The sequence below is a fragment of the Amycolatopsis rifamycinica genome, assembly GCF_000695625.1.
GTDB classification, from domain to species: domain Bacteria; phylum Actinomycetota; class Actinomycetes; order Mycobacteriales; family Pseudonocardiaceae; genus Amycolatopsis; species Amycolatopsis rifamycinica.
Genome location: NZ_JMQI01000055.1, coordinates 83406 through 108516 on the forward strand (window position 1 = coordinate 83406; position 25111 = coordinate 108516).

At 70.7% G+C, this 25111-nt stretch carries 18 protein-coding genes and 2 tRNA genes; 12 read left to right on the top strand and 8 right to left on the bottom strand.

From position 1 onward, the window contains the following. The first annotated feature begins 34 nt into the window (after positions 1–34). A complete protein-coding gene (locus DV20_RS26030; protein WP_043784615.1) occupies positions 35–1024 on the top strand; it encodes an ArsR/SmtB family transcription factor in 990 nt (329 codons plus the stop codon). Here the strand turns inward: DV20_RS26030 and DV20_RS43175 are convergent. Both DV20_RS43175 and DV20_RS26040 read right to left on the bottom strand, forming a co-directional pair. Further along, positions 1005–4337, bottom strand: a complete 3333-nt coding sequence (locus tag DV20_RS43175; RefSeq protein WP_084093664.1) for an AfsR/SARP family transcriptional regulator — start codon at positions 4335–4337, stop codon at positions 1005–1007. The genes DV20_RS26030 and DV20_RS43175 overlap by 20 nt on opposite strands. Positions 4338–4442: 105 nt before the next feature. Then, on the bottom strand, positions 4443–4751 hold the full coding sequence (locus tag DV20_RS26040; RefSeq protein WP_051736121.1) for a hypothetical protein: 309 nt from the start codon (positions 4749–4751) through the stop codon (positions 4443–4445). A 757-nt stretch (positions 4752–5508) separates the two neighbouring features. Between DV20_RS26040 and DV20_RS26045 the strand changes: the two genes are divergently transcribed. The 9 genes from DV20_RS26045 (at position 5509) to DV20_RS26085 (ending at position 17243) form a co-directional block, all read left to right on the top strand. Next, positions 5509–6213, top strand: coding sequence for a DUF1775 domain-containing protein (locus DV20_RS26045; protein WP_084093665.1), 705 nt, complete (start codon positions 5509–5511; stop codon positions 6211–6213). A gap of 25 nt (positions 6214–6238) precedes the next feature. Then, entirely contained in the window at positions 6239–6943 is a 705-nt protein-coding gene (locus tag DV20_RS26050; protein WP_043784847.1) for a helix-turn-helix domain-containing protein, read from the top strand. A 454-nt stretch (positions 6944–7397) separates the two neighbouring features. After that, positions 7398–8207 carry a hypothetical protein gene (locus tag DV20_RS45615; protein WP_160169757.1) on the top strand — a complete coding sequence of 270 codons (810 nt, stop codon included), beginning with the start codon at positions 7398–7400 and terminating at the stop codon, positions 8205–8207. A gap of 131 nt (positions 8208–8338) precedes the next feature. Next, complete coding sequence (locus DV20_RS26060) at positions 8339–9172, top strand: helix-turn-helix domain-containing protein (protein ID WP_043784852.1); 834 nt, start codon at positions 8339–8341, stop codon at positions 9170–9172. 210 nt (positions 9173–9382) lie between these two features. Next, positions 9383–10348: a PDR/VanB family oxidoreductase gene (locus DV20_RS26065; RefSeq protein ID WP_043784617.1), complete on the top strand. Its 966-nt coding sequence runs from the start codon at positions 9383–9385 to the stop codon at positions 10346–10348. Positions 10349–11130: 782 nt separating this feature from the next. After that, on the top strand, positions 11131–13413 hold the full coding sequence (locus tag DV20_RS26070) for a YncE family protein (RefSeq protein ID WP_043784618.1): 2283 nt from the start codon (positions 11131–11133) through the stop codon (positions 13411–13413). 67 nt (positions 13414–13480) lie between these two features. Beyond that, complete coding sequence (locus DV20_RS26075) at positions 13481–14233, top strand: DUF1775 domain-containing protein (RefSeq protein WP_043784620.1); 753 nt, start codon at positions 13481–13483, stop codon at positions 14231–14233. Continuing rightward, positions 14230–15864 carry a copper resistance CopC family protein gene (locus tag DV20_RS26080; RefSeq protein WP_043784628.1) on the top strand — a complete coding sequence of 545 codons (1635 nt, stop codon included), beginning with the start codon at positions 14230–14232 and terminating at the stop codon, positions 15862–15864. The genes DV20_RS26075 and DV20_RS26080 overlap by 4 nt, the downstream gene beginning before the upstream one ends. Before the next feature lie 26 nt (positions 15865–15890). Continuing rightward, a complete protein-coding gene (locus tag DV20_RS26085; RefSeq protein WP_043784631.1) occupies positions 15891–17243 on the top strand; it encodes a PepSY-associated TM helix domain-containing protein in 1353 nt (450 codons plus the stop codon). A gap of 391 nt (positions 17244–17634) precedes the next feature. On the opposite strand, the gene DV20_RS26090 is transcribed toward DV20_RS26085, so the two are convergent. Continuing rightward, positions 17635–17707: transfer RNA gene (locus tag DV20_RS26090), tRNA-Lys, on the bottom strand. 174 nt (positions 17708–17881) lie between these two features. Here DV20_RS26090 and DV20_RS26095 point away from each other — a divergent pair. Further along, a complete protein-coding gene (locus tag DV20_RS26095; protein ID WP_235190962.1) occupies positions 17882–19063 on the top strand; it encodes a L,D-transpeptidase in 1182 nt (393 codons plus the stop codon). On the opposite strand, the gene proP is transcribed toward DV20_RS26095, so the two are convergent. The 3 genes from proP to orn all read right to left on the bottom strand — a co-directional run bounded on the left by proP (position 19060) and on the right by orn (position 21805). Beyond that, a complete protein-coding gene (proP, locus tag DV20_RS26100) occupies positions 19060–20442 on the bottom strand; it encodes a glycine betaine/L-proline transporter ProP (RefSeq protein ID WP_084093666.1) in 1383 nt (460 codons plus the stop codon). The genes DV20_RS26095 and proP overlap by 4 nt on opposite strands. Before the next feature lie 601 nt (positions 20443–21043). Then, positions 21044–21119: transfer RNA gene (locus DV20_RS26105), tRNA-His, on the bottom strand. A gap of 77 nt (positions 21120–21196) precedes the next feature. Continuing rightward, positions 21197–21805 (bottom strand): oligoribonuclease, encoded by a 609-nt coding sequence (gene orn / locus DV20_RS26110; protein WP_084093667.1) that lies wholly within the window; start codon positions 21803–21805, stop codon positions 21197–21199. Positions 21806–21985: 180 nt separating this feature from the next. On the opposite strand from orn, the gene DV20_RS26115 reads away from it, so the two are divergent. After that, positions 21986–22360: a DUF3224 domain-containing protein gene (locus tag DV20_RS26115; RefSeq protein WP_043784633.1), complete on the top strand. Its 375-nt coding sequence runs from the start codon at positions 21986–21988 to the stop codon at positions 22358–22360. A gap of 115 nt (positions 22361–22475) precedes the next feature. Here the strand turns inward: DV20_RS26115 and DV20_RS26120 are convergent, their stop codons facing one another. Further along, on the bottom strand, positions 22476–23501 hold the full coding sequence (locus DV20_RS26120; RefSeq protein WP_043784634.1) for a S1C family serine protease: 1026 nt from the start codon (positions 23499–23501) through the stop codon (positions 22476–22478). Between the two features lie 98 nt (positions 23502–23599). After that, positions 23600–24922, bottom strand: a complete 1323-nt coding sequence (locus DV20_RS26125; protein WP_043784635.1) for a M20 family metallopeptidase — start codon at positions 24920–24922, stop codon at positions 23600–23602. Positions 24923–25111 lie beyond the last annotated feature (189 nt).

Sequence of the window (25111 nt, forward strand, 5' to 3'; positions counted from 1 at the left end):
GTCCGCATGGCGGACGTCATGATCGTTCCCGGTCATGGGGGCACACCGGAAAACTCTGCGCGTTCATTTCGGTACCGACGATCTGGCCCGCACCCGGGTCCAGCCCACGCCGGATCCGCTGTGGGAAACCCTGCTCAGCCTGCACCGGCTGCAGGGGGTGGCCGGACAGCCGGTGTTCGGTGACTGGCGGTCCCGGGTCCGGCGGCGGCTGGATCGATCGGCCGGGCTGCTGTTCACCCTGGCTCCGCCACGCGGCTATTCGGTGGACTTCCTGACTCCGGTAACCGGCGTGACCGACCTGGAAGCGGGGCTCGACGCCGTGCTCAGCACCCCGCGTTCGGTGCTCACCGCCGATCTCACCGAGCTGGCCGCCTCCCGGCGCCTCCCGTCGTGGGCGCCGTTGCTCGCCGCCGGTGAGCTCGAGGTCCTGCGCGAACTCGGCGACGCCGTCCGGCGGTACTTCGCGGTCGCGGTCCAGCCCTACTGGCCCGCCATCGTGAAACAGGTCCGGGCGGACCGGCTGCAGCGCGGCGAGATCGTGCTCGGCGGCGGTGTCGAGGCCCTGCTGAGCACGCTGCACCACCGGGTGCGGTGGCGCTCCCCGGTGCTCGAGATCGACTACCCGGTGGACCAGGACCTCCGGCTCGGTGGCCGCGGTCTCCTGCTCGTCCCGTCGCTGTTCTGCTGGCAGTCGCCGGTCACGCTGCTCGACGCGGGCCGCCAGCCCGTGCTCGTCTACCCGATCGACCGGCGTCCCGGCTGGGTCACCGGCGTCTCGTCCGTCCGGAGCGCGACCGCGCTGCTGGGCCGGACCCGGGCGGCGGTGCTGAACGCCATCTGCGCCAGACCCCTGATCTCCACCACCGAGCTCGCGGCCGAACTGGGGATTTCGCCCGCGGGCGCGAGTCAGCACGCCACCGTGCTGCGCGGTTCGGGACTGATCGTGACCGACCGCGCCGGTGGCGCGGCGCGACACCGGCCGACCACGTTCGGCGCCGCCTTGCTCACAGTGAATGCGTCTTAGTGAGCAATCCGGGCAGGAGGCCGGCGTCGGTCGACAACCGGGCCCGCAGCGCCGCGGCGATCGGCGTCGGGCCTCCGAGCTCGAGCAGCGTCTCGGCCGCCTGCCAGTCTTCTCGTGCGCCGGTGTGGTCGGCACGGCACGAGCGGATGTTGCTCCGCACGACGAGCGCGCGTGCCTGACCGAGCACGTGGCCGCTTGCGCGCAGCTGGTCGAGCGCTCGCGACGCGTGGTCGTCGGCCGTAGCCGGGTCGCCGGCGGCCAGCAGTGCTTCCGCGAGGTGGACGCGGGCCTGGGCGGTCAGCAGGCCGAAACCGCCTCGTTCGGCGGTTCGGAGCGCGACGGACGCGTAGTCGGCCGCTGCCGTGCGGTCGACGGCGGAGAGCCCGAGCGCCGCCACGATCTCGCCCCGGCGGTACCCGATCTTCCTGGCCAGGCGGAGCGCTTCGAGGTAGTGGCCGTACCCGGATTCCGCCCCGCCCAGCTCGAAGTGGACGTCGCCGAGCGCGCACAACGCATCGGCTTCGAACCTGCGGTTGCCGGCGTCTCGTGCGGCACGCAGTGCTTCGTGGGCACAGAAGCGCGCGGCCGCGAAACCACCGAAGCCCAGATGTACCGCGGCCAGGTGGACCAGTACATCCGCTTCGTCGTCGCGCGAACCCAGTTCCGCCAGGATCTCGCGGGCCTCGGTGAGGACCTCGAGCGCACGGTCCAGCGCGCCGGTCACCCGGTAGCCGTGGCCGAGGTTGCACAGGGCGATGGCGGACGCGTGCGGGGAACCGAGCCGGCGGCAGATCCCGAGCGCACGCTCGTTGTGCCGGATGCCCTCGGCGATGCGGCCCCGTTCGATGAGCACCGCGCCGAGGTTGATCAGGCCGTTGGCGGTGCGGAGCGGGGCGCCCCGCTCCTCGGTCGCGGCGAGCGCGGACGCGAAGTGTTCGGCCGCCCGGTCGAGCAACCCCAGGTCCAGGTGGACGGCGCCGAGTGCGTGCAGCACCGAGTCCTCGCCGTCGCACGCCCCGCTCAGGTGGTAGGCCTCCTTGGCCCCTTGGAGTTCCGCCAGCGCCACGCTGTAGGCGCCCCGGCTCCAGGCCAGCGCGCCGAGGCTGTGCCGCATGGCCCCGACCGCGTGCCGGTCGTGCGCCTGCTTCGCGGCCGTGAGCCCGGTGCTCGCCGCGACCTCCCATTCCGCGTCCAGGCGGTGCGAGTGGTAGAAGCCGCGCAGGACGTCCGCCAGCCGCCAGGCGTAGGGGAGCGGTCCGTGCTCGGCCGCCCAGCGGATCACGGCCAGGACGTTCTCGTGCTCGGCCCGCAGCCACTGCCGTGCCTCGGCCCGGTCGAACGGCCGCTCGGGTGGCTCGCCGGACGGAAGCCGCAGCAGGTCGGGGTAGAGGGCGGTCGCCGCGCGGTCCGCGGTCCGCAGGTAGTGGTCGAACAGCCTGCGCAGTGCCCCGTCCCGGCACGGTCCGGAAAGCCGCTCCCCGGCGCTTTCGGCTGCGTAGTCGCGGAGCAGGTCGTGCAGCCCGAACCGCTCGGGGGTCCGGGATTGCACGAGGTGACCGGCGACGAGTTCCCGGAGCACCCGCCGCGCCGCCCCGGTGTCCAGCCCCGCGAGGGCCGCCGCCGCGCTCAGGCTGACGTCGGCTGCCGGCACCAGCCCGAGCAGGCAGAACAGCTGCGCGGCGGGCGCCGAGACGGTGTCGTAGGACAGGTCGTAAGCCCGGCGAAGACTGAGCCGCTCGTCTCCTGGTACCGCCAGCCGGGCGACCAGCCCGGCGCCGGCCAGCTCCGCCACGTAGCCGGCCAGGGTCTGCTCGGGCCACAGGACCAGGTTCGCGGCGACGATCCGCAGGGCCAGTGGCAGGCCGGTGCACAGCCTGGCCAGTTCCCGGGCCGCGGACTCGTCGGCCGAGATCCGGTCCGGGCCGACGACCGTGGTGAGCAGTTCGAGGGAGTCGTCCGCCGACAGTCCGTCCACCACGAACGACGTGGCGCCGAGCGTGGTCTCCACCCCGGCCAGCCGATGCCTGCTGGTGATCAGGACCGCACACCCCGGGCCCCCGGGCAGCAGCCACCGGACCTGCTCGGCCGAGGCGGCGTTGTCGAGCACGACGAGGAGCCGCCGATCGGACAACACCGAGCGGTACAGCGCCGCGGCGTCGGCCGGATCGGCGGGCACCCGGGTGGCCGGGACACCGAGCGCGTGCAGGAACCGGACCAGGACCTCGAACCGGTCGAGGGCCGGCGCGGAGGCGCAGCCTTGGAGGTCGACGAACAGCTGGCCGTCGGGAAACGCCGCCGCGGCGCGGTGGGCCCAGTGCAGGGCCAGTGCGGTCTTGCCCACCCCGGCCGGTCCGGTGATCAGGGCCACCGGCGGGGGACCGTTCGCCTCACGCCGGAGGAGCACGTCGTCCAAGGCCGACAGCTGCTCACCGCGGCCGATGATGGTGGCCGAGTCCGGCGGGAGCTGCCGCGGCCGGAGCCGGCCGTGGCGCTGCGGCGCCGGTGCCAGGTCGATGGCGGGGTCGTTGGTCAGGACGGCGCGGTGGGTCCGGCGCAGCGCCGGCCCGGGTTCGAGACCGAGCTGTTCGACGAGCACCGCGCGGGCTCGCTGGTAGGTGGCCAGTGCCACGTCGGTCCGGCCGCCGCGGTAGTGCGCCAGCATCAGCAGTTCCCACGGCCGTTCCCGCAGCGGCGCCTTGCTGGTCAGGGCCCGGAGGTCGGCGGCGGCGATGTCGTTGCACCCCAGTTCGAGCCAGGCCTGCGCCCGGTCTTCGGCGACGCGCAGACGCAGCTCTTCGAGCCGTTCGAGGTCCGGGCGCAGCGGCTCGGGCGGTTCCAGGCCGTTGAGCACCGGCCCGCGCCACAGTTCGAGCGCGGCGCTGAGGTGCTCGACCGCGGAGGCCGGCGCGCCCGCGCCGAGCCGACCGGAACCCAGCTCGGCGAGCCGGGTGAACCGGTCGGCGTCGAGCTCGCCGTCGGCGACGTCGAGCTGGTAACCGCCCTGGTGGGTCCGCAGCCGGTCCGTCCGCGCCGGATCCGCGCTACCGAGCACGCGCCGCAGTTCGGCCACGTAGGACTGCAGGTTGGCCAGCGCGGATTTGGGTGGGCGGTCACCCCAGAGCTGGTCCACGAGCGAGTCGGTGGGCACGGTCGAATTCGCCTTGAACAGCAGCACCGCCAGCAGCGACCGGACTTTGCGTCGCGTGATGGTCAGCGCGTTCCCGCGGTCGTCGAAGACCTCGAGCGGACCGAGCACGCGAAACCGCAGTGGAGCGTCCAGTTGTGACGACAGTGAGTAATCTGTCTCGTCCATCGCTCCCCCCGGACGGTCCGCTCACCTGTCCTGTTTCAGGTCGTTTGTCGTGAAGACGATCGCCAGGATGCCAGAGCGGTGGGCCTCGGCCTCATCCAGGCACGCCTATTCGATTTCGAACCAGCTGTTCACAATGGTGCCACCTGGCGGGAAAGTCACCTCGGATCGGAACGGATTGTACTTCCACGGCCCGTATTCCCTGGTGCAATTCAACCGGCAATAGTCGGCAACAACGCGATAGCGGCTGTCGGTGTTCTGGCAGAAGACTGACGCGAAGGTCGTGTTGTCCGTGGCCTGGACGCATTCGGCTTGCGCCGGCTTCGCCCCTTCGACGGCGGAAGCAACCCCAGGCAGGCTTGTCAACGTTGTCAGGAGAAAACCGGTCGTGACGATGAACTGGACGGCCTTGCGCATTCGTCCATCCCTTCCGACGACATGGGGGACGCCCCCCCGAAATCCCCAGGGCCGGTGAGCCCTGCTCGCGATCGAGTTTCCTGGCGAACCCCCGAGCCGGGCAAGGATTTCAGCCAGGCGTGAAACGCCCACGTCGCGAACGTGCCGGCCCGGCGTGCCGACGGAGTTCCCCCGGTGGCTTCGACCCCCTTGGCCGCAGCGTACGGATGGTGATCGACCGTCCTCTATCCGTTGTCCGCCGGGTGATCCGCGCGTATCGGATTGCCGGAGCACCTCGTGGTTGTCCCGCTCGGCCGGAAGCTCGGTCGCGGCCTGCCGTGCACGGCCGTGCCGAGGGCAGCTCCTTGCCGGTCGAGCCGGTCGAGCCGGTGGAGGTGGGCGGCTCGCTCCACCCGGCGCGCCGCTCGAACTGCTGAGGGTGCCGAAGTCAAGACGACGGCCGCCAGGCAAATACGTGACTCACTCCATCGGGTGACGAGTGTGCCGGCGCTGTTAGGCTGACGTGGGCGGATGGGCATCACGGAGCCCCGGGAACCCCGGGACGCGTGGCACATATTTCCGGCGGCCCCGCGGCTTTCAGGCCCTACGCAGGGCGGATCACCGCACTCCCCGGCGGCGGGGAAATTTCGGTAAAGAGCTCGCAACGGTGGCGTCATGCATCGTTCATGTGGTCCCGCACCATTGGCCGGACCAGATCTCCGTTCCGCCATCCGGCCGTACCGGGAATGGTCCGGTCGGAACCCATGAAGGGGAAACCATGCGCGCACCTTCGCTGCGGTTCGGGCGGGGAAGACCGCCGCGCTTCGCCGTGGCCGCCCTCGCCGGGGTCGCCGTGCTGCTCGCATGCCCGGCCGTGGCGGCCGCGCACGGGGAGGGCGCTCCGGGCACCGTCGCCCCGGGGGAGCCGGTCACGATCACGTTCCGGGTGCCCAGCGAACGCGCCACGACAGTGCGGCTGGAGGTGCTGTTCCCGGACCGGCCCACCGTCGTCTCGGCGAAGCCGCGGAACCTGCCGGGGTGGAAGATCAGCGTCCGACCGGACGGCGGCGACGCGATGGCGGGCAAGCCGGTGACGTCGATCGTGTGGGAAAACGGGACCGTGCCCGCCGGCGCGTTCCAGGAGTTCCCCGTGCTGATCGATGCCCTGCCCGCCGGCGTGCTCGCTTTCCAGGGGCTGCAGACCTATTCGGACGGCCAGGTCGTGCGCTGGGGGAAATGGGTCGACCCCACGGAGCCGCCACAGCCCCAGCCCGAACACGCGCCCGTCGTCACCGTGGCTCCGGCGGACATGCCCGAAATGACCGAAATGACCGGCGTGAACGCTCTCACGCGCGGACTGGTCGAGGGCGCGCTCGTGGTCGCGCTGGTGGTCGCAGGAATGGTGGTACTGCGGAGGCGATCCGCCGGCAGCAGGCCCGAAATCGCCGACGAAACCCTTGAGCGGGAAAAAGTCCAGCTGTAGCCCGACGGAACCGGATGGGGTGGCGATGGTGGAGGTTCAGCAGGGCCCGGGCGCTCGGAGCCTGCCGGCGGACGCGTTGGAACAGTTGCGGCGCCAAGCCGTGGCCGCGGTCGGATCAGGGCTGTCGCAGACGAGGGTCGCGCGCATGTTCGGCGTGTCCAGGAAAGCGGTCGGCTCCTGGGTGCGGGCCTACGAGTCCGGCGGCGAGTCGACGCTCCGGCCCCGGCCCCGCGGCCGCCGGGCCGGCGAGCAGTTGGTGTTGTCCGCGGCCCAGCAGGGCCGGGTGGTCGACGTCCTGGCCGCCGGGCCACCCGACGCGGCCGGGCTGCCGTGGCTGGTATGGACGCGCAAAGCCGTCGCCGAGCTGGTCGCGCGGGAGTGCGGTGTCGTGCTGTCGGGGACGACGATCGACAAGTACCTGCTCCGGTGGGAACTGATCGGCCGCGACGGCATGTTCTCCCGGCGGCCCGGTTGCCCGGGAACGCTGCTGGTGACCTGTACCCACCCGCGCTCGCCCACGGGCTCCCGCGCGCTGCACGCCCTCGTCGCGGTGAGTGGCCGCGGCACGCTGCAGTTCCTCGTCGCGGCGGCGCCGTTCACCGGCGTCGCCGAGTTCCGGCGCCGGCTGCGGATGCAGTGCGGCCGGGAGGTCCGGCTGGTCCCGCACGACTGGCCCACCGCACACCCGGCGCTGCTCGACGACGGCCAGGACGTCGTGCTGCCGGCCTGAACCCCGCATTTCCCGACCGCCGATTCGGAAACCGGACCGGCCATTTTTCCTGCGCCCATGAGGTGTTACCCCCGCGTAAACAGTTTACCGGGTCTTCGGATCGCATCCGGTGATTTCGCCGGAAAGGAGTGCCTTGCTCGCTTTGAAAGGGTTACAGGGTGGCCGGTTCCATCCCCATCACGACCGCACTCTCCCCGTCGCCGGTGTGTCCGCTATTTGCCCGCTGCGGTTGGCGTGGCGTTTTCGGACCGAATCGGCGGAAGCGGCCATAAGCCCTGGTAGGAGGGTTGTGTCCGGCAGTGGCAACATCGCCGCAACGCACGTTTTCACCCTGCTGGTCAACAAAGCGGTGAAGCTGCGACCATGCCGTCGTCCGGGTCTTCCCAGCCTGGCACATCCGGACCGCGAATACCTGAGACCGGGCCAAGAAGTCCGGCGCCCGAGGAGGCGGCACGTGCGAAGCACACCATTTCTCACCGCGGCAGCGCTGACCCTCGTCTTGGCGAGTCTGACGCCCGCTGTCGCGGCCGAGGCTCCGGTGACGGTGGCGGAGTGCTCCGCCACGGTGACCGGCGTGCCGGGCGAGCGGCTGGCGCTGGCACCGGCATCGGTGACCGAGCCGGTGGTGTCCGCGCTGTCCGGCCTGGACCCGCTGGGCGTGCTCACCGGTACCTTCCGGTCGCTCTGGGCCGGCACGGCTCCGATCCCGCTGGGGACCGTCCCCGCGGGCCAGGCGGTGATCTCGGGGACCCGGATCGCGGACGCGGTGGTCACCCGCCTGGGCGAGCTTCCCGTGCTCGCGCCGGTGCTCGCCCCGCTGGTGTCCACCGTGCGCGCGTCGCTCGCCTCTGTCTGCGGCATCGTCGTGCGCGGCGAGGTTCCGGGTGCTCCTCCGGCCGATCCGCCGTCGACACCCGCGAATCCCGCGCCGGCCGGTGGTTCGCCCGACGGCGGTACCCCGATCGCGGGGCGGCAGTGGACGATCGCGGCCGTGCCCGGCTCGACGGCGGGCGGCGGCGCGGTGTTCGGCACCCCGATCCCCGGACAGCTGCCCGGAGCCGGCTTCCCGGCCGGTGCCGAGGTGCCGCAGGCGGGCGGGCAGGTGCCGGTGGCGCTGGACGCGCGGCGCTCGGCCGGATCGGCGGAGGCACTGGCCGCGCCACGGGGCGACGCGCTCTCCTGGCCGGTCCTGGCGGGGATCCTGCTGCTGGCCGCGGTGAGCGCCCAGCTCGTGCGCAGATGGGGCTTCCGCCGCCCCCGCTGACCGCGACCGGCCGCGAAGCCCCGTTACTCCCCGGTTACGGCGATCTTCGCAGGAGGGACGAGCGGTGACAGCCCGTTCACGAAAGGACGTTCCCCATGAACAGCGCAGTGGCCACTATTCGGAACTTGACCGTGACCGATCGTGACGCGCGCAGTCTCTCCGCGGACGCTCTCGAAGCGCTCCGCCGGCGAGCCGTCGCCGCTGTCGAAGCGGGCGTGACGCGGGCGGAGGTCGCCCGCCTGTTCGGGGTCTCCCGCAAGACCGTCGGCGCCTGGGTCGCGGCCTACCAGCGCCGAGGCGACGAGGCGTTCCGGCCACGACGGAGGGGGCGGCGGCCCGGTGAGCAGTTCGCGCTGACGGCCGGGCAGCAGGCTTGGATCGTGCGGACGATCGTGACGGGCCTGCCGGAGCTGTGCGGACTGCCGCAGCGGCTCTGGACGCGGCAAGCGATCTCCGAGTTGGTCCGCGAGGAGTTCGGCATCCTGATCAGCTCGCCCACGGTGTCCCAGTACCTGACCCGCTGGGGGCTGGTGGAGGAGCACCGGTTGCTGGAGATGCGGCGCGGCCGGGTCCTGTCGGGCCGTCCGCGCGAACCCCGGCCCGGCAACGAATGGATCCCGGACGCGGAAGTCCTGTGGCTGGCCTGGACGCGGCCGCACACGTCGGCCGATCCGCGGCGCGGCCCGGTCGAGGGCAGGCAGAACCTGCTGACGGGATTCCGCGACTACTACGGCGACGTCAACGTCCTGCTCGCTCTTTCCCACCGGGGGATGGTGTTCTTCCAAGCGCAGCAAGGGGCCTTCGACGTGCAGCAGGCGAACGAATTCCTGTCGCGGCTGACCGGCCAGTTCAACCGGGGACTCAACATCGTCGTGTGCGAGTGGCCCGCCGAGCACGACGGAATGCTGCGGGCCTGGCCGGAGCCCCGCCCTGGCCGGCTGTCGGTGCGGTTCACGCTCGGCTGACGCTTTCGAAAGGGAAATAGCCGTCTTGCGATCACGCCAAAACCGGGTAGTATTTGACAGCAGAGCCGGGTTGGGGTCTGCGAAAAAGCTCACCGCTCTCGCCGGGTGTTGTGAAAACGGTGATACAGCAAATTCATTTTGCGGCCACGCCGCTGTTTCCGGTGTTGGTTTGACTTGTGCTGCGAACCGATGCGGACAACCGGGAGAGCCATGACCGTCAACACCCTTCCTTCGGCCGATCTCGACCTCGAAGTGCTGCTGGCGCACAAGGAAACGATCGCCGACGGCGTCGTCCGGCTGGTGTTCCACCACCCCACGGGAGACCAGTTGCCGCCGTGGGCGCCGGGCGCCCACGTGGACCTGCTGCTGCGGCCGGACCTCGTCCGCCAGTACTCCCTGTGTGGCGACCCCGGCGACCTCTCCGTGCTGGAAGTCGCTGTGCTGCGCGAGCACTCCGGGCGCGGTGGTTCCGCGTTCGTGCACGACACGCTGCGCCCGGGGGACCGGCTCCGGATCCGCGGTCCCCGCAACAACTTCCCGTTCGTGCAAGCCGAACGGTACCTGTTCGTCGCGGGCGGGATCGGCATCACGCCGTTCCTGTCGATGGTGGCGGCCGCCGACGCGGCCGGTGTCGACTGGCGGCTGCTCTACGGCGGACGGTCGCGCTCGTCGATGGCCTTCGCCGGGCAACTGCGGGAGCGGTACGGCGACCGGGTGATGCTGTGGCCGCGTGACGAAGCGGGACACCCCGACGTGTCCGGGACGCTGGTCGCGGCGGCCGCCGGCACCGCGGTCTACTGCTGCGGGCCCGAGCCGCTGCTGGCCGTCGCCGAAGAGGTCTGCGCCGGCCAGCCGCACCTCGAACTGCACCTGGAACGGTTCTCGCCCAAGGAGATGACCGGGGGCGCGACCGGCTTCGACGTCGAGCTCGTCCGGTCGGGGCTGACCCTGACGGTCCCCGCCGACCGGTCGATCCTCGAAGTGGCCGAAGACGCCGGGGTGCCGGTGCTGTCGTCGTGCCGCGAGGGTACCTGTGGTACCTGCGAGACCCCGGTGCTCGGCGGGGTGCCCGACCACCGCGACTCCCTGCTCACCAGCGACGAGAAGGCGGCCAACGAAACCATGATGATCTGCGTGTCCCGGTCCTGCGGCCGGAAGCTGGTACTGGATCTCTGAGATGTCCTTGAAACCAACGAAAATCGGTACGTGGGCGGCGGCCCTGCTGGCTGCCGCGTCCTGCGGCTGGGCACTGTGGACGGTGACCGGTCACCTCGGCGGCGAGCAGCGGCCGCAGGTGACCCAGGTTGCCGCTCCGCGAACGACGTCGCCGGCCGTCCCCGCCACCACGCCGTCCGGTCCGGCCCCCGCGTCGCCGGCCTCGACGGCCCCGCCGTCGGTGCCCGGACCGGATCCCGTCCTCCCCGGCCGGCCCGTCGTGGCCGGTCGCGTCCCCGCGGTCACGACGCCGTCGGGGCCGCCGCCCGGGCAACCGGTGCCGACCGGGGAATACCCACCGTTGCCGGGGGAGCCGCCGCTGCCGTCGTCTTCGGTGCCGCCACCCGTGACCGCACCGGTGCCGCCGGAACCGCCGGAACCGTCCGCACCCCCGAGTACCGAACCCGCGCCGCCACCCGCTCCGGAATGCGATTCGAGTGGGCTGCTGCTTGGACCATTGCTGTGCACTGTGCTCGGCCTGCTGGGCTGAACCAGGGAACTATCAAAAGCAAGCAGTTTTCACTCCTTTATTGACTCAATTCCTCACCGGTGTTCGGCTATTTAGCCGACGATTATTTCACGTCTCGTTAACAGGAAAACCGGAAACCGAACGCGAAGTCCGTGATTCACTTTCCTTCGTCCGGTCGGCCCGTTTCCCGTCGGGTCGAACAGATACAGAAAGGAAGCTCATGTCCCCAGAAGCTCCGCCAGGAGCCCGCACGAGGCCGCGTCGTGCCAAATCGGTGGTCACCGTCATCCTCGCGATCGCCACCCTCGGCGCCTCGGCGGTGGCCGCGGTCCCCGCATCAGCGCAGCAGCCGATCGGGGTCGGCCCCGTGCCGATCACGTTCCACCTGAAGGACGACAACGGCAAGTGGTTCGACTCCGGGCTCAACCTGTTCGGCGACCAGTCGCTCGCCGTGGCCGAGCTGCCCCGCCTCGGCACACTGGGCGGCCTCACGACCGGGGGTGAGCTGTCCAGCCTGCTGAACTCCGACCTCGTCGGTGCGGCCGGCAACCTGGCGCAGAACCTCCTCGGCCAGCTCCCTCTCCTCGGCCAGGTCCCCGTGCTCGGTTCGCTCGGCGGTGAGCTGGGGAAGGCGCTGAACCTCGACAGCACCCTGTCCGCGGTGAAGTCGATCGAGGCGACCAACCGGCAGGCGGCGCCGGCGGCGACGAAGGCGGAGAACCTGCTCGGGCAGTTCGCCCAGCAGCTGACCACGCTGCGTGCCGACCAGCCGCTCAATCTGAACGCCCTGCCCATCGGCCTCGACCTGCAGGGGGCGCTCAACGACCTGGCCAAGTTCGCCGTCAAGGGGCCGCCCGTGACGGTGAACTTCGTGGTCGACCCGAAGGAGTCGACCGGCGCCCGCGACCCGATGGGCCTCATCGCGCCCGTCGGAGCCGAGGGCTTCCCCTACGAGAAGGCCGGTGGGGCGTTCTTCGGGCAGCGGTCGATCCAGCTGACCGAGCCCGGGCTGTACGCGTTCACCGACATGGTGACGCCGTACATGCTGGGCGCCGTCGTGGTCGACGACCCGCTCACCATCGGCCTCGACTTCGGCAAGGCGTCGATGGTGAACTCGCGCGACCTGGTCGTCCCGACCAACTCCGACATCGTCAACCGGCTGGTGAACACCTTCTTCAACATCACCAACCCGAACAACTGGCAGCAGTTCAAGCCGGACTCCGAGAACAAGTTCAACGCGATCCAGCCGCCGGTGCCGATCCTGCAGTACGACGCCGCGGGCAACCCGGTGCTGATCCCGAACCTGGACGCCTACTTCGACAAGAAGTTCTCGTACCCGAAGACCCTGTCGAAGGGCAACCAGCTCCCCGCGACGCCGGGTGTCGGCGAGGTGTGGATCGACACCGAGGTCGAGGAGTGGGCCGGCAAGAAGGCGGTCGGTTCGGCGACCAAGGTCAACGTGACGAACTGGACGGTCGATCGCAAGATCGGTGCGCCGTCGATCAACATGAACAACCCGCACAACATGTGGACCGACAAGGACTACAAGTACCTCTACCAAACGGAGTGGTTCTCCAACAAGGTCGACGTGTTCGACCGGGAGACGGGTGCGTTCGTCCGGCAGACCCAGGTCGGCCAGAACCCGGCGCACGTGATGACGGAGCCGGGCAGCGACAACCTCGTCATCGGCATCAACGCCGGCAACGAGGTCGTCGAACTGGCGCCGGGCGGCACGAACGTGCTCCGGAAGATCACGGTCAGCCCGACCGGTGAGGTCCGGCACCCGCACGCGCACTGGACCAGCTCGGACGGCAAGACGGTCGTCACCCCGAACGTGCTGACCAACAACGCGTCGGTGATCGACCTGCCGACCGGCACCGTCCGGACCGAGAAGACGGGCCAGTTCCCGATCGCCTCGAGCATGACCCCGGACTCCTCGAAGTTCTACACGGCGGACTTCACCGGCGAATCGATCACCTGCGTTTCGCTCGCGGCGCCCGCTTGCGTGGACAACGGGCAGAAGGTGCACAGCAAGACGATCGACCTGTGGGCGAACTACAGCCCGCAGGACGGCCCGAAGGCCGGCGCCCCGTTCGGCGGCCTGACGATCCAGCTGCCGGTGACCCCGGACGGCAAGGCGATGCTCGCGGCGAACGTGCTGTCCCAGACGGTCAGCGTCATCGACCCGAGGACCGACAAGATCGTCAAGGACCTGCCGTGCGCGGCGGGCTGCCACGGCATCAACTTCGGGGCCAAGAAGGGCGGCGGCTACTACGGCTACGTGTCGAACAAGTTCGCCAACGTCATGCAGATCATCGACGTCGACCCGAACGGCGACGGTGCCATCGACGACGCGAAGGTCGCGGGCCAGCTGACGCTCGACCCGACGGCGACGACCAAAATGGACGGTTCGATCTCCGGAAAGGCCGGCTACGGCGGCCAGGGCGTGCTGGCCATTCCGCTGGTCTACAACGGATGGGCCCAGCAGAACCAGGGGAGCTGGCGGTCGCAGCTGACCGAGCAGCAGCTCGACCCCTTCCCCTCGTCCGCTCGCTGATATCACGGCAGTGGTCCGGGGCCGGGATTCCACCCGGCCCCGGACCGCACCGTCGGAGGAGATCCCCATGGCGCACCACCGGAAAGCCCTTCCGCGCACCCTGTCCGCGTTGCTCACGGCCGTGTTCGGTGTGCTGGCGCTGTCCCCGCCCGCGGCGGCCCAAGTGTCGATCGTGCCCGATCGCGTCGACGGCGGCGGTACGCACACCTTCGCGTTTCGGCTGGCCAACGAGCGCACCGACACGAAGTCCACCCGGCTCGAACTGGTCTTCCCGCAGACCCCGCCGGTCGCCTACGTCAAGGTCGACCCGGCACCGGGCTGGACCGCCACCGTCCGCTCGCGGCCGCTGAACCCGCCGATCGAGGTGGGCGGCACCCTGGTCCGCGAGGTCGCGGCCGCCCTCGTCGTCGAAGGCGGCGCGGTCGCGCCGAGGCAGTTCGAGCAGTTCCTCGTCACCATGGGCCCCCTGCCCGCCGATGGGCGGCTGCTGTTCGAAGCGACGCAGACCTTCGCCAACGGCTTGGTCGCGCACTGGAACCAGAAGACTTCACCCGCGCCGGCGATCACCTTCGGCGCCGGACCGGTCGCCCCCACGGCGGAAGCCGCCGGGCAGCAACCGGTGCAGGCCACCGACGACGCCTCGGCTCCCGTGTACCAGGTGCCGCGGAGCACCGGCGGCCCGCCCTTCGCCGTGCTGTGGGGCGCGTTCGGCCTCGCGCTCGTCGTGATCGCGGTGACCGGGTACCGGGCGCACCGTCGCCGGTTGCGCGCACCCGCAGCGGAATCCGAGCCCGAACGCACGGAGGTAGGCGTCGAATGACGGTGGTGAAAGAGCGTGCCCGCCCCGCGGTCCCGCGGCCGCGCGGTGGGGCCGGCCGGATCGTCGCGCTCGTCCTGCTGGTCGCCGCTTGCTGGGGCGCGCTGCTCGCCACGACCCCGCCGGCGACGGGCGACCCGGTGCTCCTGACGACGTCGCCGGGCAGCACCGAAGTGGTCAAGTCACCCGACGCCGTCGTGCTGACCTTCGACCGGCCGGTGCCGGCCGAGTTGGCCACCATCCGGATCCTCGACCCCGCCGACGGCTCGCAGGTGGTCTTCACGCGACCGTTCCATGTGGACGGCCGGGAGGACGTGCTTTCCGTGCTCATGCCGAAGGAGCGCCACGAAGGAAGCTATGCCGTGGCGTGGACTGTGCCGTCGAGCCGGCTGGAGCCGGTCAGCGGTTCCTTCACGTTCGACGTGTCCTACCCGATCAAGCCCGACGGCGTGCCGGACATCGAGACGAAGCGCGACCCGGTCGTGGCGGCCGTCCACCTGACGGCGCGGACGCTGGCGGTCGCGGCGATGGTGCTGCTCGCCGGTCTCGCGTTCTTCGTCGCGGCGATCGGGCCCGCCGCCGTGCGGGCGAACGCGACCCGGCGGTTGATCAAGATCGCTTGGTGGCTGGTGGTCGGTGGCACGCTCGTCGCCCTGGCGTCGTTCGGGCCGTACGCGGCGTGGGTGCCGTGGCGTGAGGCGTTCGACCCGCGGCTGCTGGCGGGTGCGGTCGAGTCCGACGCCGGAGGAGCGCTGCTCGCCCGCTTGGCCACGCTCGTGCCCGCCACGCTGGGTCTCGCGCTGCTGGTGAAGAGCCCGCCCGCGGCCACCGCCGCCGACCGGCGGCTGCGCGGCGCGGCGGTGCTGGGCTGCGCGTCCGCGGTCCTCGCCACCTGGACCTTCGCCGACCCGCGGCCACTCGGCGCGCCGTCACCGCTCGAGCTGGCCGTGGACGTCGGCCTGCTCGTCGCGCTCGCCGTGCCGGCCGGTGGCTTGGTGCTGCTGCGGTATCCGGTCGCCCGCCACCAGCACACGGTCTCCCGGTTCGCGCGGTCGGTGCTGGGGTTCGCCGCGCTCCTTGCCCTCGCCGGGACCGCCCAGGTCTGGACCGGGCACCGCCTCGGCTGGCTGCCCGCCGGAGCCCTCGCGCTGGCGGCGGTGCTCGCCGTCTTCGGCTGGCTCGTTCGGCGCCGTCCGGTGAAGGCGCGGATCGGCCCTCGGGCCATCGCGGTGGCGGGGGCGGCGGTGGTGATCACCGTGGCCACCGCGACGCTGCTCGCGCTGGATCCCGGGCAGAGTGCGCACGCGCAGGGCCCGGCAGGCCGGGCCCCGGCGGCGATCCGGCAGCAGGTCGCGCCGGCACGGCTCGGGTACGGCACGGGCGCACTGGACCTCGTCGTCCTCCCGGCCGCCGACCGGCTCGATGTGCGCGTGTCGGTGCTGGGCCCGCAGGGCGCCGGCACGACCGTGACCGCCGCGCTCGGCCGGACACCGGTGCCGCTGGACCGCGCCGGACCCGGCTACTGGACGGGGCGGGCGAGCGCGCTCGGACCCGGCCGGTGGGAGCTCGCGCTGACGCTGCGGGCCGGGGACGGCCGCACGCAGACGGTCAAGCAGCCCATCGACGTGAGATGAACACCCTTCCAGCCGCGGGAGCCACCTTGTCCTCGACCTCCACCGTCCCCTCGCACCGGGCCACCCGGCCGTCGCCGCGGCCGCGCGTGAGCACCGTCCTCCAGCTCGTCTCCCGGCGGCTCCACTTCCTGGCCGGCATCCTCGTCGCGCCCTTCCTCGCCGTGCTGTGCCTGACCGGGCTCGTCTACGTGTTCAGCCCGCAGATCCACGACAGCCTCTACCGGTCCGACCTGCACGTGAGCCAGGTCGGCGCCGCGCCGCGCCCACTGGCCGAGCAGGTCCGCGCGGCACTCACCGCGCACCCCGAGGGGACGCTCAAGTCGGTCCTCACCCCGCCCGCTCCCGACCGCACCACCCGCGTGGTGCTGGCGGTTCCGGGTCCGGCCGGGACCACGGACCGCACGGTGTTCATCGACCCGTACACCGGGCTGATCAACGGCGAGCTGACAACGGTCGAGAACCGGCTGCCCGCGAACACGTGGTTGCGCCAGCTGCACGGCAATCTCCAGCTGGGCGCGCCGGGCCGGCTCTACGCCGAGCTCGCCGCGAGCTGGGTGCCCCTCGTCGCCGTGGGTGGCCTGGTGCTGTGGCTGGCCCGCACGCGTCGGAAACGCCCGGTGCGTGAAGTGCTCCTGCCGTCCACCCGGGACAAAACGGGATGGGCACGGCTGCGCGCGATCCACGGCGCCACCGGCCTGTGGCTCACGGTGGGATTGCTGGTGGTAGCGGTCACCGGGCTGGCCATGAGCCAGTTCGCGGGCGGGCGCGTGGACGCGGCGACAGACCCGGTTCACCTGCGGGCCCCGGTGCTCGCGGCGGCCCCGGTGCCGGCCCGGCCGGGCGCCGAGCCGATCGGTGTCGACCGCGCGGTGGCGGCCGCCGAAGCCGCGGGACTGAGCGGCGAGCTGGCGGTCGTCGCACCGCCGCGCCCGGATGCGCCCTACACCGCCACGGAAATCGCGGAAGGGCTGCCGCTCCACCGCGGTGCGGTCTCGATCGATCCCTACACCGCGGAGGTGACCGAGCGGATCGCTTGGAGCGACTACTCGCTGCCGGCGAAGCTCAGCGCCCTGGCAACCGAGTTCCACACCGGCGCGCTGTTCGGCCTGGCGAACCAGATCGTCCTCGCGCTGGTGGCGATCGCGACGCTCGTCCTCCTCGCGCTCGGGTACCGCATGTGGTGGATCCACAACCCGTACAAGGGGCGGTGGACGTCGTTGCCCCGCCCGGTGTGGCGGCAGCTGGCCGGCGGCCCGCTGATCGTGACCCTGCTCGGGATCGCGGTGCTGGCGTGGGTCCTGCCGCTCATCGGTGCGAGCCTGGTGGTGTTCTTGGCCCTCGACGCTCTGCTGAGCCGGTTCAAGCGACGCTCGGCGTAGTTCCCTCCCGCTCCCCGAGGTCAGGACCCCGGCAAGCGGGTGGGCACGCTGGCCGCGGGGAACGACTCGAAGGTGGTGCAGGCGTTGCTCAGGCACTCGAGCATCGCGCTCACCGCCGATACCTACACCAGTGTCCTGCCCTGCCTGGCCCATCGTGCCGCCGAAGCAACGGCAGCTTCGGTGCTGGCGGCGGCTCGCGATGCGGCTGCCTCGTTGCGCAGCCGGAGGAGCGGGAAACAACGCCGCCGAAGCAAAGGAGGCGGTGGCCGGAACAAGAAGGCGAAGAACAAGACCTGCAAGGGCGGCCTCATTCGGCCCCGCCCATGATCAAAACCCACCGGCAAGATCCTCATGATCAAGGATGCCTGCAGGTGGGCTTCGATTCAGTGGGTGCGCCATCAGGGACTCGAACCCCGAACCCGCTGGTTAAGAGCCAGCTGCTCTGCCAATTGAGCTAATGGCGCCGGTGTCTGCCGGAGGCTTCCCTCGGCGACGTGGAAAAGATTAGCACCCCTCTCCAGGCCCGTTTCAGGGGGGTCCCCCAACCCGGTTCCGGCATTGCCGCCCCGGTGTCCCGGCTGGTCGGGCACACTGTGGGCGGACATCTACGGCGAAACAGGCGGGTGGGCATGCGGGGTATGACGGTGCGGCTGCTGGTGGCCGCGGGGGTGATCGGCCTCACCGTGGCCGGGTGCAGCAGTAGCCCTTCGGGTGAACCTCCTCGGCCGACGGTGCCGCCGCCGTCCAGCCAGAGCAAGCCCGCTCCGAAGCCCGCCGTGCTCGCGTTGACGCCCGGCAAGGACGCCAAGAACGTCGCGCCCGGGGAGCCGGTGAGCGTCAGCGTCCAGGACGGGAAGGTCGGGGACGTCAAGCTGACCGGCGTCGACGGCAAGGTCGTCGCCGGCAAGGCGCGGGCCGACGGCTCCGGGTGGGACTCCGCCGAGCCGCTCGGCTACAACAGGACCTACAAGCTGACCGCGACCGCCACCGGCTCCGACGGGAAGCCGGTCACGGCGGAGTCGACCTTCAGCACCGTCAAGCCCGCCCGGCAGCTCGGCGTCTCGGTGAACCTCGTCGAAGGCGAGACCGTCGGGGTCGGGATGCCGCTGATCTTCACCTTCACCGGCAACGTCGCCGACAAGGCCGCGGCCGAGAAGGCGCTGAAGGTCACCGCGGAGCCGGCCACCGAGGGCGCCTTCCGCTGGTTCGGTGACAAGCAGGTCACCTGGCGGCCGAAGGACTACTGGAAGAGCGGCACGAAGATCAAGGTCGACGCCGCCGTCTACGGCAAGCCGCTCGGCGGGGGCAGCTACGGCCGGGAGGACAAGGGTGCCACCGCCACCGTCGGCGACAAGCTCGTCGCCGTGGCCGACGGCGGGACCCACCAGATGACCGTCACCATCAACGACAAGGAGGTCAAGACCATGCCGACCTCCATGGGCAAGCCCGGTCACAACACGCCGCAGGGCACCTACACCGTCATGAGCGAGCACACCGGCTACACGATGAACTCCGCGACCTACGGCGTGCCCGAAGACGCGCCCGGCGGCTACAGCACCTTCGTCCAGTACGCGGTCCGCCTGTCCTACAGCGGCATCTTCTACCACTCCGCGCCGTGGTCGGTGCGGCAGCAGGGCCACAGCAACGTCAGCCACGGCTGCCTCAACCTGTCCACCGAGAACACGAAGTGGCTGATGGACACGTCCAAGAAGGGTGACGTCGTCACCGTGCGGAACAGCGGCGGCCCGAAGCTCGAGCCGACCGACGGCTGGAGCGTGTGGCAGCTGTCCTGGGACGAGTGGCGGACGGCGGCGAACTAGCCCGAGTCGCGGACCAGTTCCCGCGCCTCCGCCTCGGTCGACACCGCGGGTCCCGAGCCCCAGAGCGGCTTGTTGGCCGTCTCGCGGCTGAAGTACACCGCGACGGCGCCGATCGCGCCCGCCGCCATCAGGTACCAGGCCGGCCAGAAGTCGTGGCCGGTGGCCGAGATCAGCGACTGCATCACCAGCGGGGTCGTGCCGCCGAAGAGCGACACCGAGATGTTGAACGCGATGGACAGCGCGCCGTACCGGATGGCGGTCGGGAACAGCGCGGGCAGCGCCGCGGGCATCGACACCTCGAAGCAGAGCAGCAGCAGGCCGAGCCCCATCAGCCCGAGGAAGGTGAGGACGAGCCCGCCGTCGTGCACGAGCAGCATCAGCGGCCACGACAGCACGAGGAACCCGAGGCAGCCGGCCATCATCACCGGCTTGCGGCCGACGTGGTCGGTGATCCGCCCGCCGACCATGATGATGAGCATCATCACGACCATGACGACGATGATCAGCAGCAGGCCGTGGGTGGCGTCGAGGTGCAGCTGCTCGGACAGGTACGTCGGCATGTAGGACAGCAGCATGTAGTCCGTGACGTTGAAGACGAGCACCAAGCCGACGCACACGAGCAGCGCGGGCCAGTACTCGGTGAACATCTTCCAGAACGGCTCCCCGGACCGCCCCCGCTTCTCGGCCTCCTCGGCGTGCTTCTGGAACGCCGGGGTCTCCTCCAGCTTCAGCCGCATGTAGAGCCCGATCACGCCGAGCGGCCCGGCCACCAGGAACGGGACGCGCCAGCCCCAGTCGAGCAACGTCTCGTGGGGCACCCACGCCTTCATCCCGGTGACGACGGACGCGCCGAGCACGTACCCGGACAGCGTTCCGAACTCCAGCCAGGACCCCATGAACCCCCGCCGCTTGTCGGGCGAGTACTCGGCGATGAAGGTGGTGGCGCCGCCGTACTCGCCGCCGGTGGAGAACCCCTGCACCATCCGCGCGAGCACGAGCAGGACGGGCGACCAGACGCCGATGGTGGCGTAGGAGGGGATCAGACCGATGCACAAGGTCCCGATGGCCATCATGATCATCGTGACGGCCAGCACCTTCTGCCGCCCGATCCGGTCCCCGAGCGGCCCGAACACCAGGCCCCCGAGCGGCCGCATCAGGAAGGCGGCGGTGAAGGCCCCGAAGGTCCCGATCAGCCGCACCCCGGGCGACACGCTCGCCGGGAAGAAGACCTCGGCGATGGTGTCGGCGATGTAGGCGTAGACGCCGAAATCGAACCACTCCATGGCATTGCCCAGCGCGGCGGCGCCCACCGCGCGCTTGAGCAGCGACTGGTCGACGACGGTGATGTCTTCGTACCGCAGTTTCTTCCGGTTGCGCATCTTCGGTCGTGAACGTTCCACCCGAACACCGTGCACCCGGTCGGCGGCTCGCGCAGGCTGAGCCACCTGGTCGTGAGCGTTGCCACGGCCGGGCGAAGTACGGGGTTGCGACGTGCTCGGTTGCCTACACTGCGTGCTCGCTGCCGACGATCGCGGGCACGTTCAAATCCCGCCGTTCGCCGCCGCGGTCTTCGTACCCCTGACGTTGCTGCCGACGGTACTGGGGGGTGCCGTTTGGTGGCCGTGCTGATGAACCTGTTCGCGCTGCTGCTGGTCGTCTGGGTTGGCGCTGATCCTGCTGGACTTGACGGGCCGGGACCGCTGGTGGACGGGTGCCAGGGTGGGCGTGGCGGCGGGCATCAAGCTGATGCCGGCGGTCTTCGTCTACACAGCAGCGCTACTCCTGGCGGCCCAAACCCCAACCTGGCTGAACCCCACGAACCCGACCCCCACGACAACCGCTACCCGGCCACCCAAGACGACCACACGGATGGGGGTCCGGGGGCGAGCCCCCGGCGGGGGCGTGGGGGTTCGACCCCCACAAAAAGGCGAAACCCCAGGCGGAGGAAAGGTTGCGAAGCAACCGACCAGCCTGGGGCAATGGGGTGAGCGACGGGTTTCGAACCCGCGACCTCCTGGACCACAACCAGGTGCTCTACCAGCTGAGCTACGCCCACCATCACCGAGGGGATCCGCTTGCGATCACCTCGCTGGGAGTAATCGTAGCGGGTGCCCTCGACTGCTTTTCAGGGGGTCACCTTTGGTGCTGTTCCTGCACTTCAGCGGCGGCGGCCTTGGCTTCTTCGCTGGTGGGGCCGGGCTGGGGGACGAAGGCGACGCGCCGGTAGTAGTCGAGTTCGCCGATGGATTCGCGGATGTCGGCGAGGGCGCGGTGGGCGAGGCCCTTCTCCGGCTTGGCGTAGTAGATGCGCGGGTACCAGCGGCGGACGAGTTCCTTGACGGAGGAGACGTCGACCATGCGGTAGTGCAGGTGGGCGTCGAGGGCGGGCATGTCGCGGGCGATGAAGCCGCGGTCGGTGGCGATGGAGTTGCCGGCGAGGGGGGCGGTGCCCGGTTCGGGGACGTGCTCGCGGATGTAGTCGAGGACGCGGCGTTCGGCTTCTTCGAGGGTCACCGTGGAGCGGCGGACTTCTTCGGTGAGGCCGGAGTGGGCGTGCATCTCGCGGACGACTTCGGGCATCCCGGCGAGTTTTTCCTCGTCGGCGTGGATGACGATGTCGACTCCTTCGCCGAGCACGTTCAGTTCCGCGTCGGTGACGAGGGCGGCGATTTCGATCAACGCTTCCTTGCCGAGGTCGAGCCCCGTCATTTCGCAGTCGATCCAGACTAGGCGGTCGGTCACCTGGTGACCCTAACCCGACACGGGGATATGAAGGGCGTTACCTGCGCGTACGGCGCGTTACGCCGGCCGAGACAGGTTCGGTGTGGTCCAGGACACAGCCGGAGGCGGCGAGGAATACCTGACGTTCGCTGTCAGGTATCGCTGCGAAGGTGGTCCCACACCGAAGAGAGGGAACCAGCCATGACCAGCACCGCCACCGCGTCGTTCACCGTCGACCAGTGGGAGCCGCAGGCGACCGACGAGTTCGCGGGCACCGAGTTCGCCCGGGTGGCGATCACCAAAACGTTCACCGGGGCGGTCGAGGGGACCAGCAAGGTCGAGCTCTTGTCGGCGACCAACGCGGCTTCGCGCGCATATGTCGCCTTCGAGCGGCTCGAGGTCTCGGTCGACGGCCGCAAGGGCAGCTTCGTCCTGCACCACACCGCCGACGACTCGGGCCTGGCCCTGAAGATCCTCACCGGCTCCGGGGCGGGCGAACTGACCGGGATCTCGGGGACGGCGAACATCGAAATCGAGGGTGAAGAGCACCGCTTCACCCTCGCCTACACGCTCTGAGCAGCACGAAGGCCGTTTCGAGAGCCCCCGATTGACTCTCGAAACGGCCTTCGCGTGCTCTCCCGCTCCCCGAAAGCGGGGGGACGGACCGCCCCGACCACGGCCCGTCCGCGTCCTAGTTGTCCACGATCTGGTCGACGATCTTCTTGGCGTCGTTGATCGGGATGGCGAAGCCGATCCCGACGCTGCCCGCCGCGCCGTTGGCCGAGGCCGAGGGGCTGTACAGCGCCGAGTTGATGCCGATCACGTTGCCCTGGGCGTCGACCAGCGCGCCGCCGGAGTTGCCCTGGTTGATCGCGGCGTCGGTCTGGATCGCGGTGTAGCTCGGCGATTCGCTGCTTTGGTTCGACGTGCGGCTGAACGGCGAACGCTGCTGCTGCTCGCCCTGCCCGATGTCGGACAGGTTCCGGTTCAGCGCGCTGACGATGCCGGTGGTGACGGTGTTCTGCAGGCCGCCCGGCGAGCCGATCGCGACCACTGCCTGGCCGACGACGAGCTTGCTCGAGTCGCCCAGTGACGCCGCCGTCAGGCCGCCGGCGTTCTGGGCCTGCACCACGGCGATGTCCGCCTTGGTGTCCGCGCCGACCACGCTGGCCTGGTACTTCTTGCCGTCGGCGGTGGTGATGACGACGTTCTGGGCGCCGTCGACGACGTGCGCGTTGGTCAGGATCCGGCCGTCCGAGGTGAGGATGACGCCGGAGCCGATGGCCTCGCCCTGGCCGGTCGTGACGTTGATCTGGACGACGCTCGGCGTCACCTTCGCCGCGACGGCGCTGACGTCGCCGGAGGTCGAGTTCGAGACCGTCTGCCCGTTCGCCGCCGGCGTGCTGACCGACGTCGTCGCGCCATCCGCCGCGGTCGTCGTGAGCCCGACGATCGAGGCGCCGCCGACGCCGCCGACCAGCGCGGCGCCGAGCGCGGTCGCGCTGACGATCATCGCGACGCGGCCGCCCTTGCGCGGCTTGGCCTTCAGCGCCGTGGGGACCTGGCCACCCGGGGTCTGCGGGGTGAAGAGCGGATTCGGCGCGGCCTGCTGCTGGTAGGCGTACTGCGCGTACGGCCCGTACTGCGGGGTGGTGTGCTGGTGCGGCTGGTGCCCACCGGGTGAGGCGGGGCCGGGCCGACTCTCGTTCTCGGTCATGGGACAAGATTCGCGCCCGTGCTTGTGAGCAGCCTGTGGAAATACCTCAGGCTTTGCTGAGAAGAATCAGCTGAGAAGACTCAGCCGATCCTCAGGTGTCAGGCGAAGAACGACGGGACGTCGAGAGCACCTCCCGCCGCCTCGAACTCGGCGTGCACGGCCTTCCGCAGCTCGGCGTCGCCGAGGTAGTCGGCCGCGGTCAGGGCCAGGCCCAGCGCGCCGTCACGGACCCCCGCGTCGCCCGTCGCCGATCCGGCCGCGGCCGCGAATTCCTTGGTGTGCAAGGCAACCGTGGGTCCCGAGACGGCGAGCATGGGGTGCAGCGCGGGCATCCGGTACGACAGGTTGCCGAGGTCGGTCGATCCCGTGAGCGACTCCGGCACGATGCCCGGCGGCAGCGGTTTGCGGCCGGTGATCACCTGGTTGGCCGACCACCGTCCGGCGAGCGCGGTGTTGAACCGGATCGGCAGGTAGGCCGCCTGGGCGTCCCAGATCAGCTCGACGCCGCAGCCGGTCATCGCCGCGGCGCCTTCGGCGATCGACGTCATGCGGGCGGCGAGGTCGCGCAGCGTCTCGGGCGTCTGGGACCGGAGGTAGAACAGCAGCGCGGCACGGGCCGGGATGACGTTGGGCCGGGCACCGCCGTCGGTGAACACGCCGTGGACGCGGTCGCTCTGCGGCAGCTGCTGGCGCAGCGCTGAAACGCCCTGGTACGCGGCGACAGCGGCATCAAGCGCGTTGCGGCCCATGAACGGCTGGGCGCTCGCGTGCGCGCCGACGCCGTGGAAGACCATCTCCAGCTGGCGCCGCCCGAGGAACGGGTGCAACGCGATGTCGTGGCTGAAGGGGTGCAGCATGATCACCGCGTCGACGTCGTCGAACACGCCGGCGCGGGCGAGGATCTCCTTGCCGCCCCCGCCTTCCTCGGCCGGGGTGCCGATCAGGCTGACGCGGCCGCCGAGCCGCTCGGCGACGGTGGCGGCGCCGAGGAAGCCGCCCGCGGCGGTGGAGCAGATGACGTTGTGGCCGCACGCGTGGCCGAGCCCGGGCAGCGCGTCGTACTCGGCGAGGACCGCGATGTGCGGGCCCTCTTGCCGCGGTGTGCTGACGCGCAGAGCGGTGTCGAGGCCGCCGACGCCGATCGTGGCCTCGTGGCCGTGGCGGCGCAGCAGATCGGCCAGGGCGCGGACCGATCGGTGCTCGGCGAAGCCCTCTTCGGGGTGGGCGTGCAGATCTTGGCTCAACGCCACCAGATCGGGTGAGCCGCGCTCGACCGCGGCGGTCACCTCGGCCCGCGTCGCCGCATCCGCGCCGGCGTGCGGCGAGGACAGCGGTTCGGCGGCCGCGACGGCGTCGGCGGTGGCCTCGACCAGGGAACGCAGGTAGCTGTCGTCGGGCGGGACGGGGTCGGTGTGCGTCATGGGGGGATGCTAACTCCGACCTCCGACAATCCGCGGTCGGCGATCTCCGCGAAGGCTGCCGGCTGCGGCGGGCGCTGGTCGGCAGCACGACCCGGCCGCCTGGTTTCAGGACGCGTGCAGCAGACACCGTCCACTGTGGATGTCTTCAAGGGTGCACGGCGTCCAGGGGCCACTCGATCGAGTGAACAA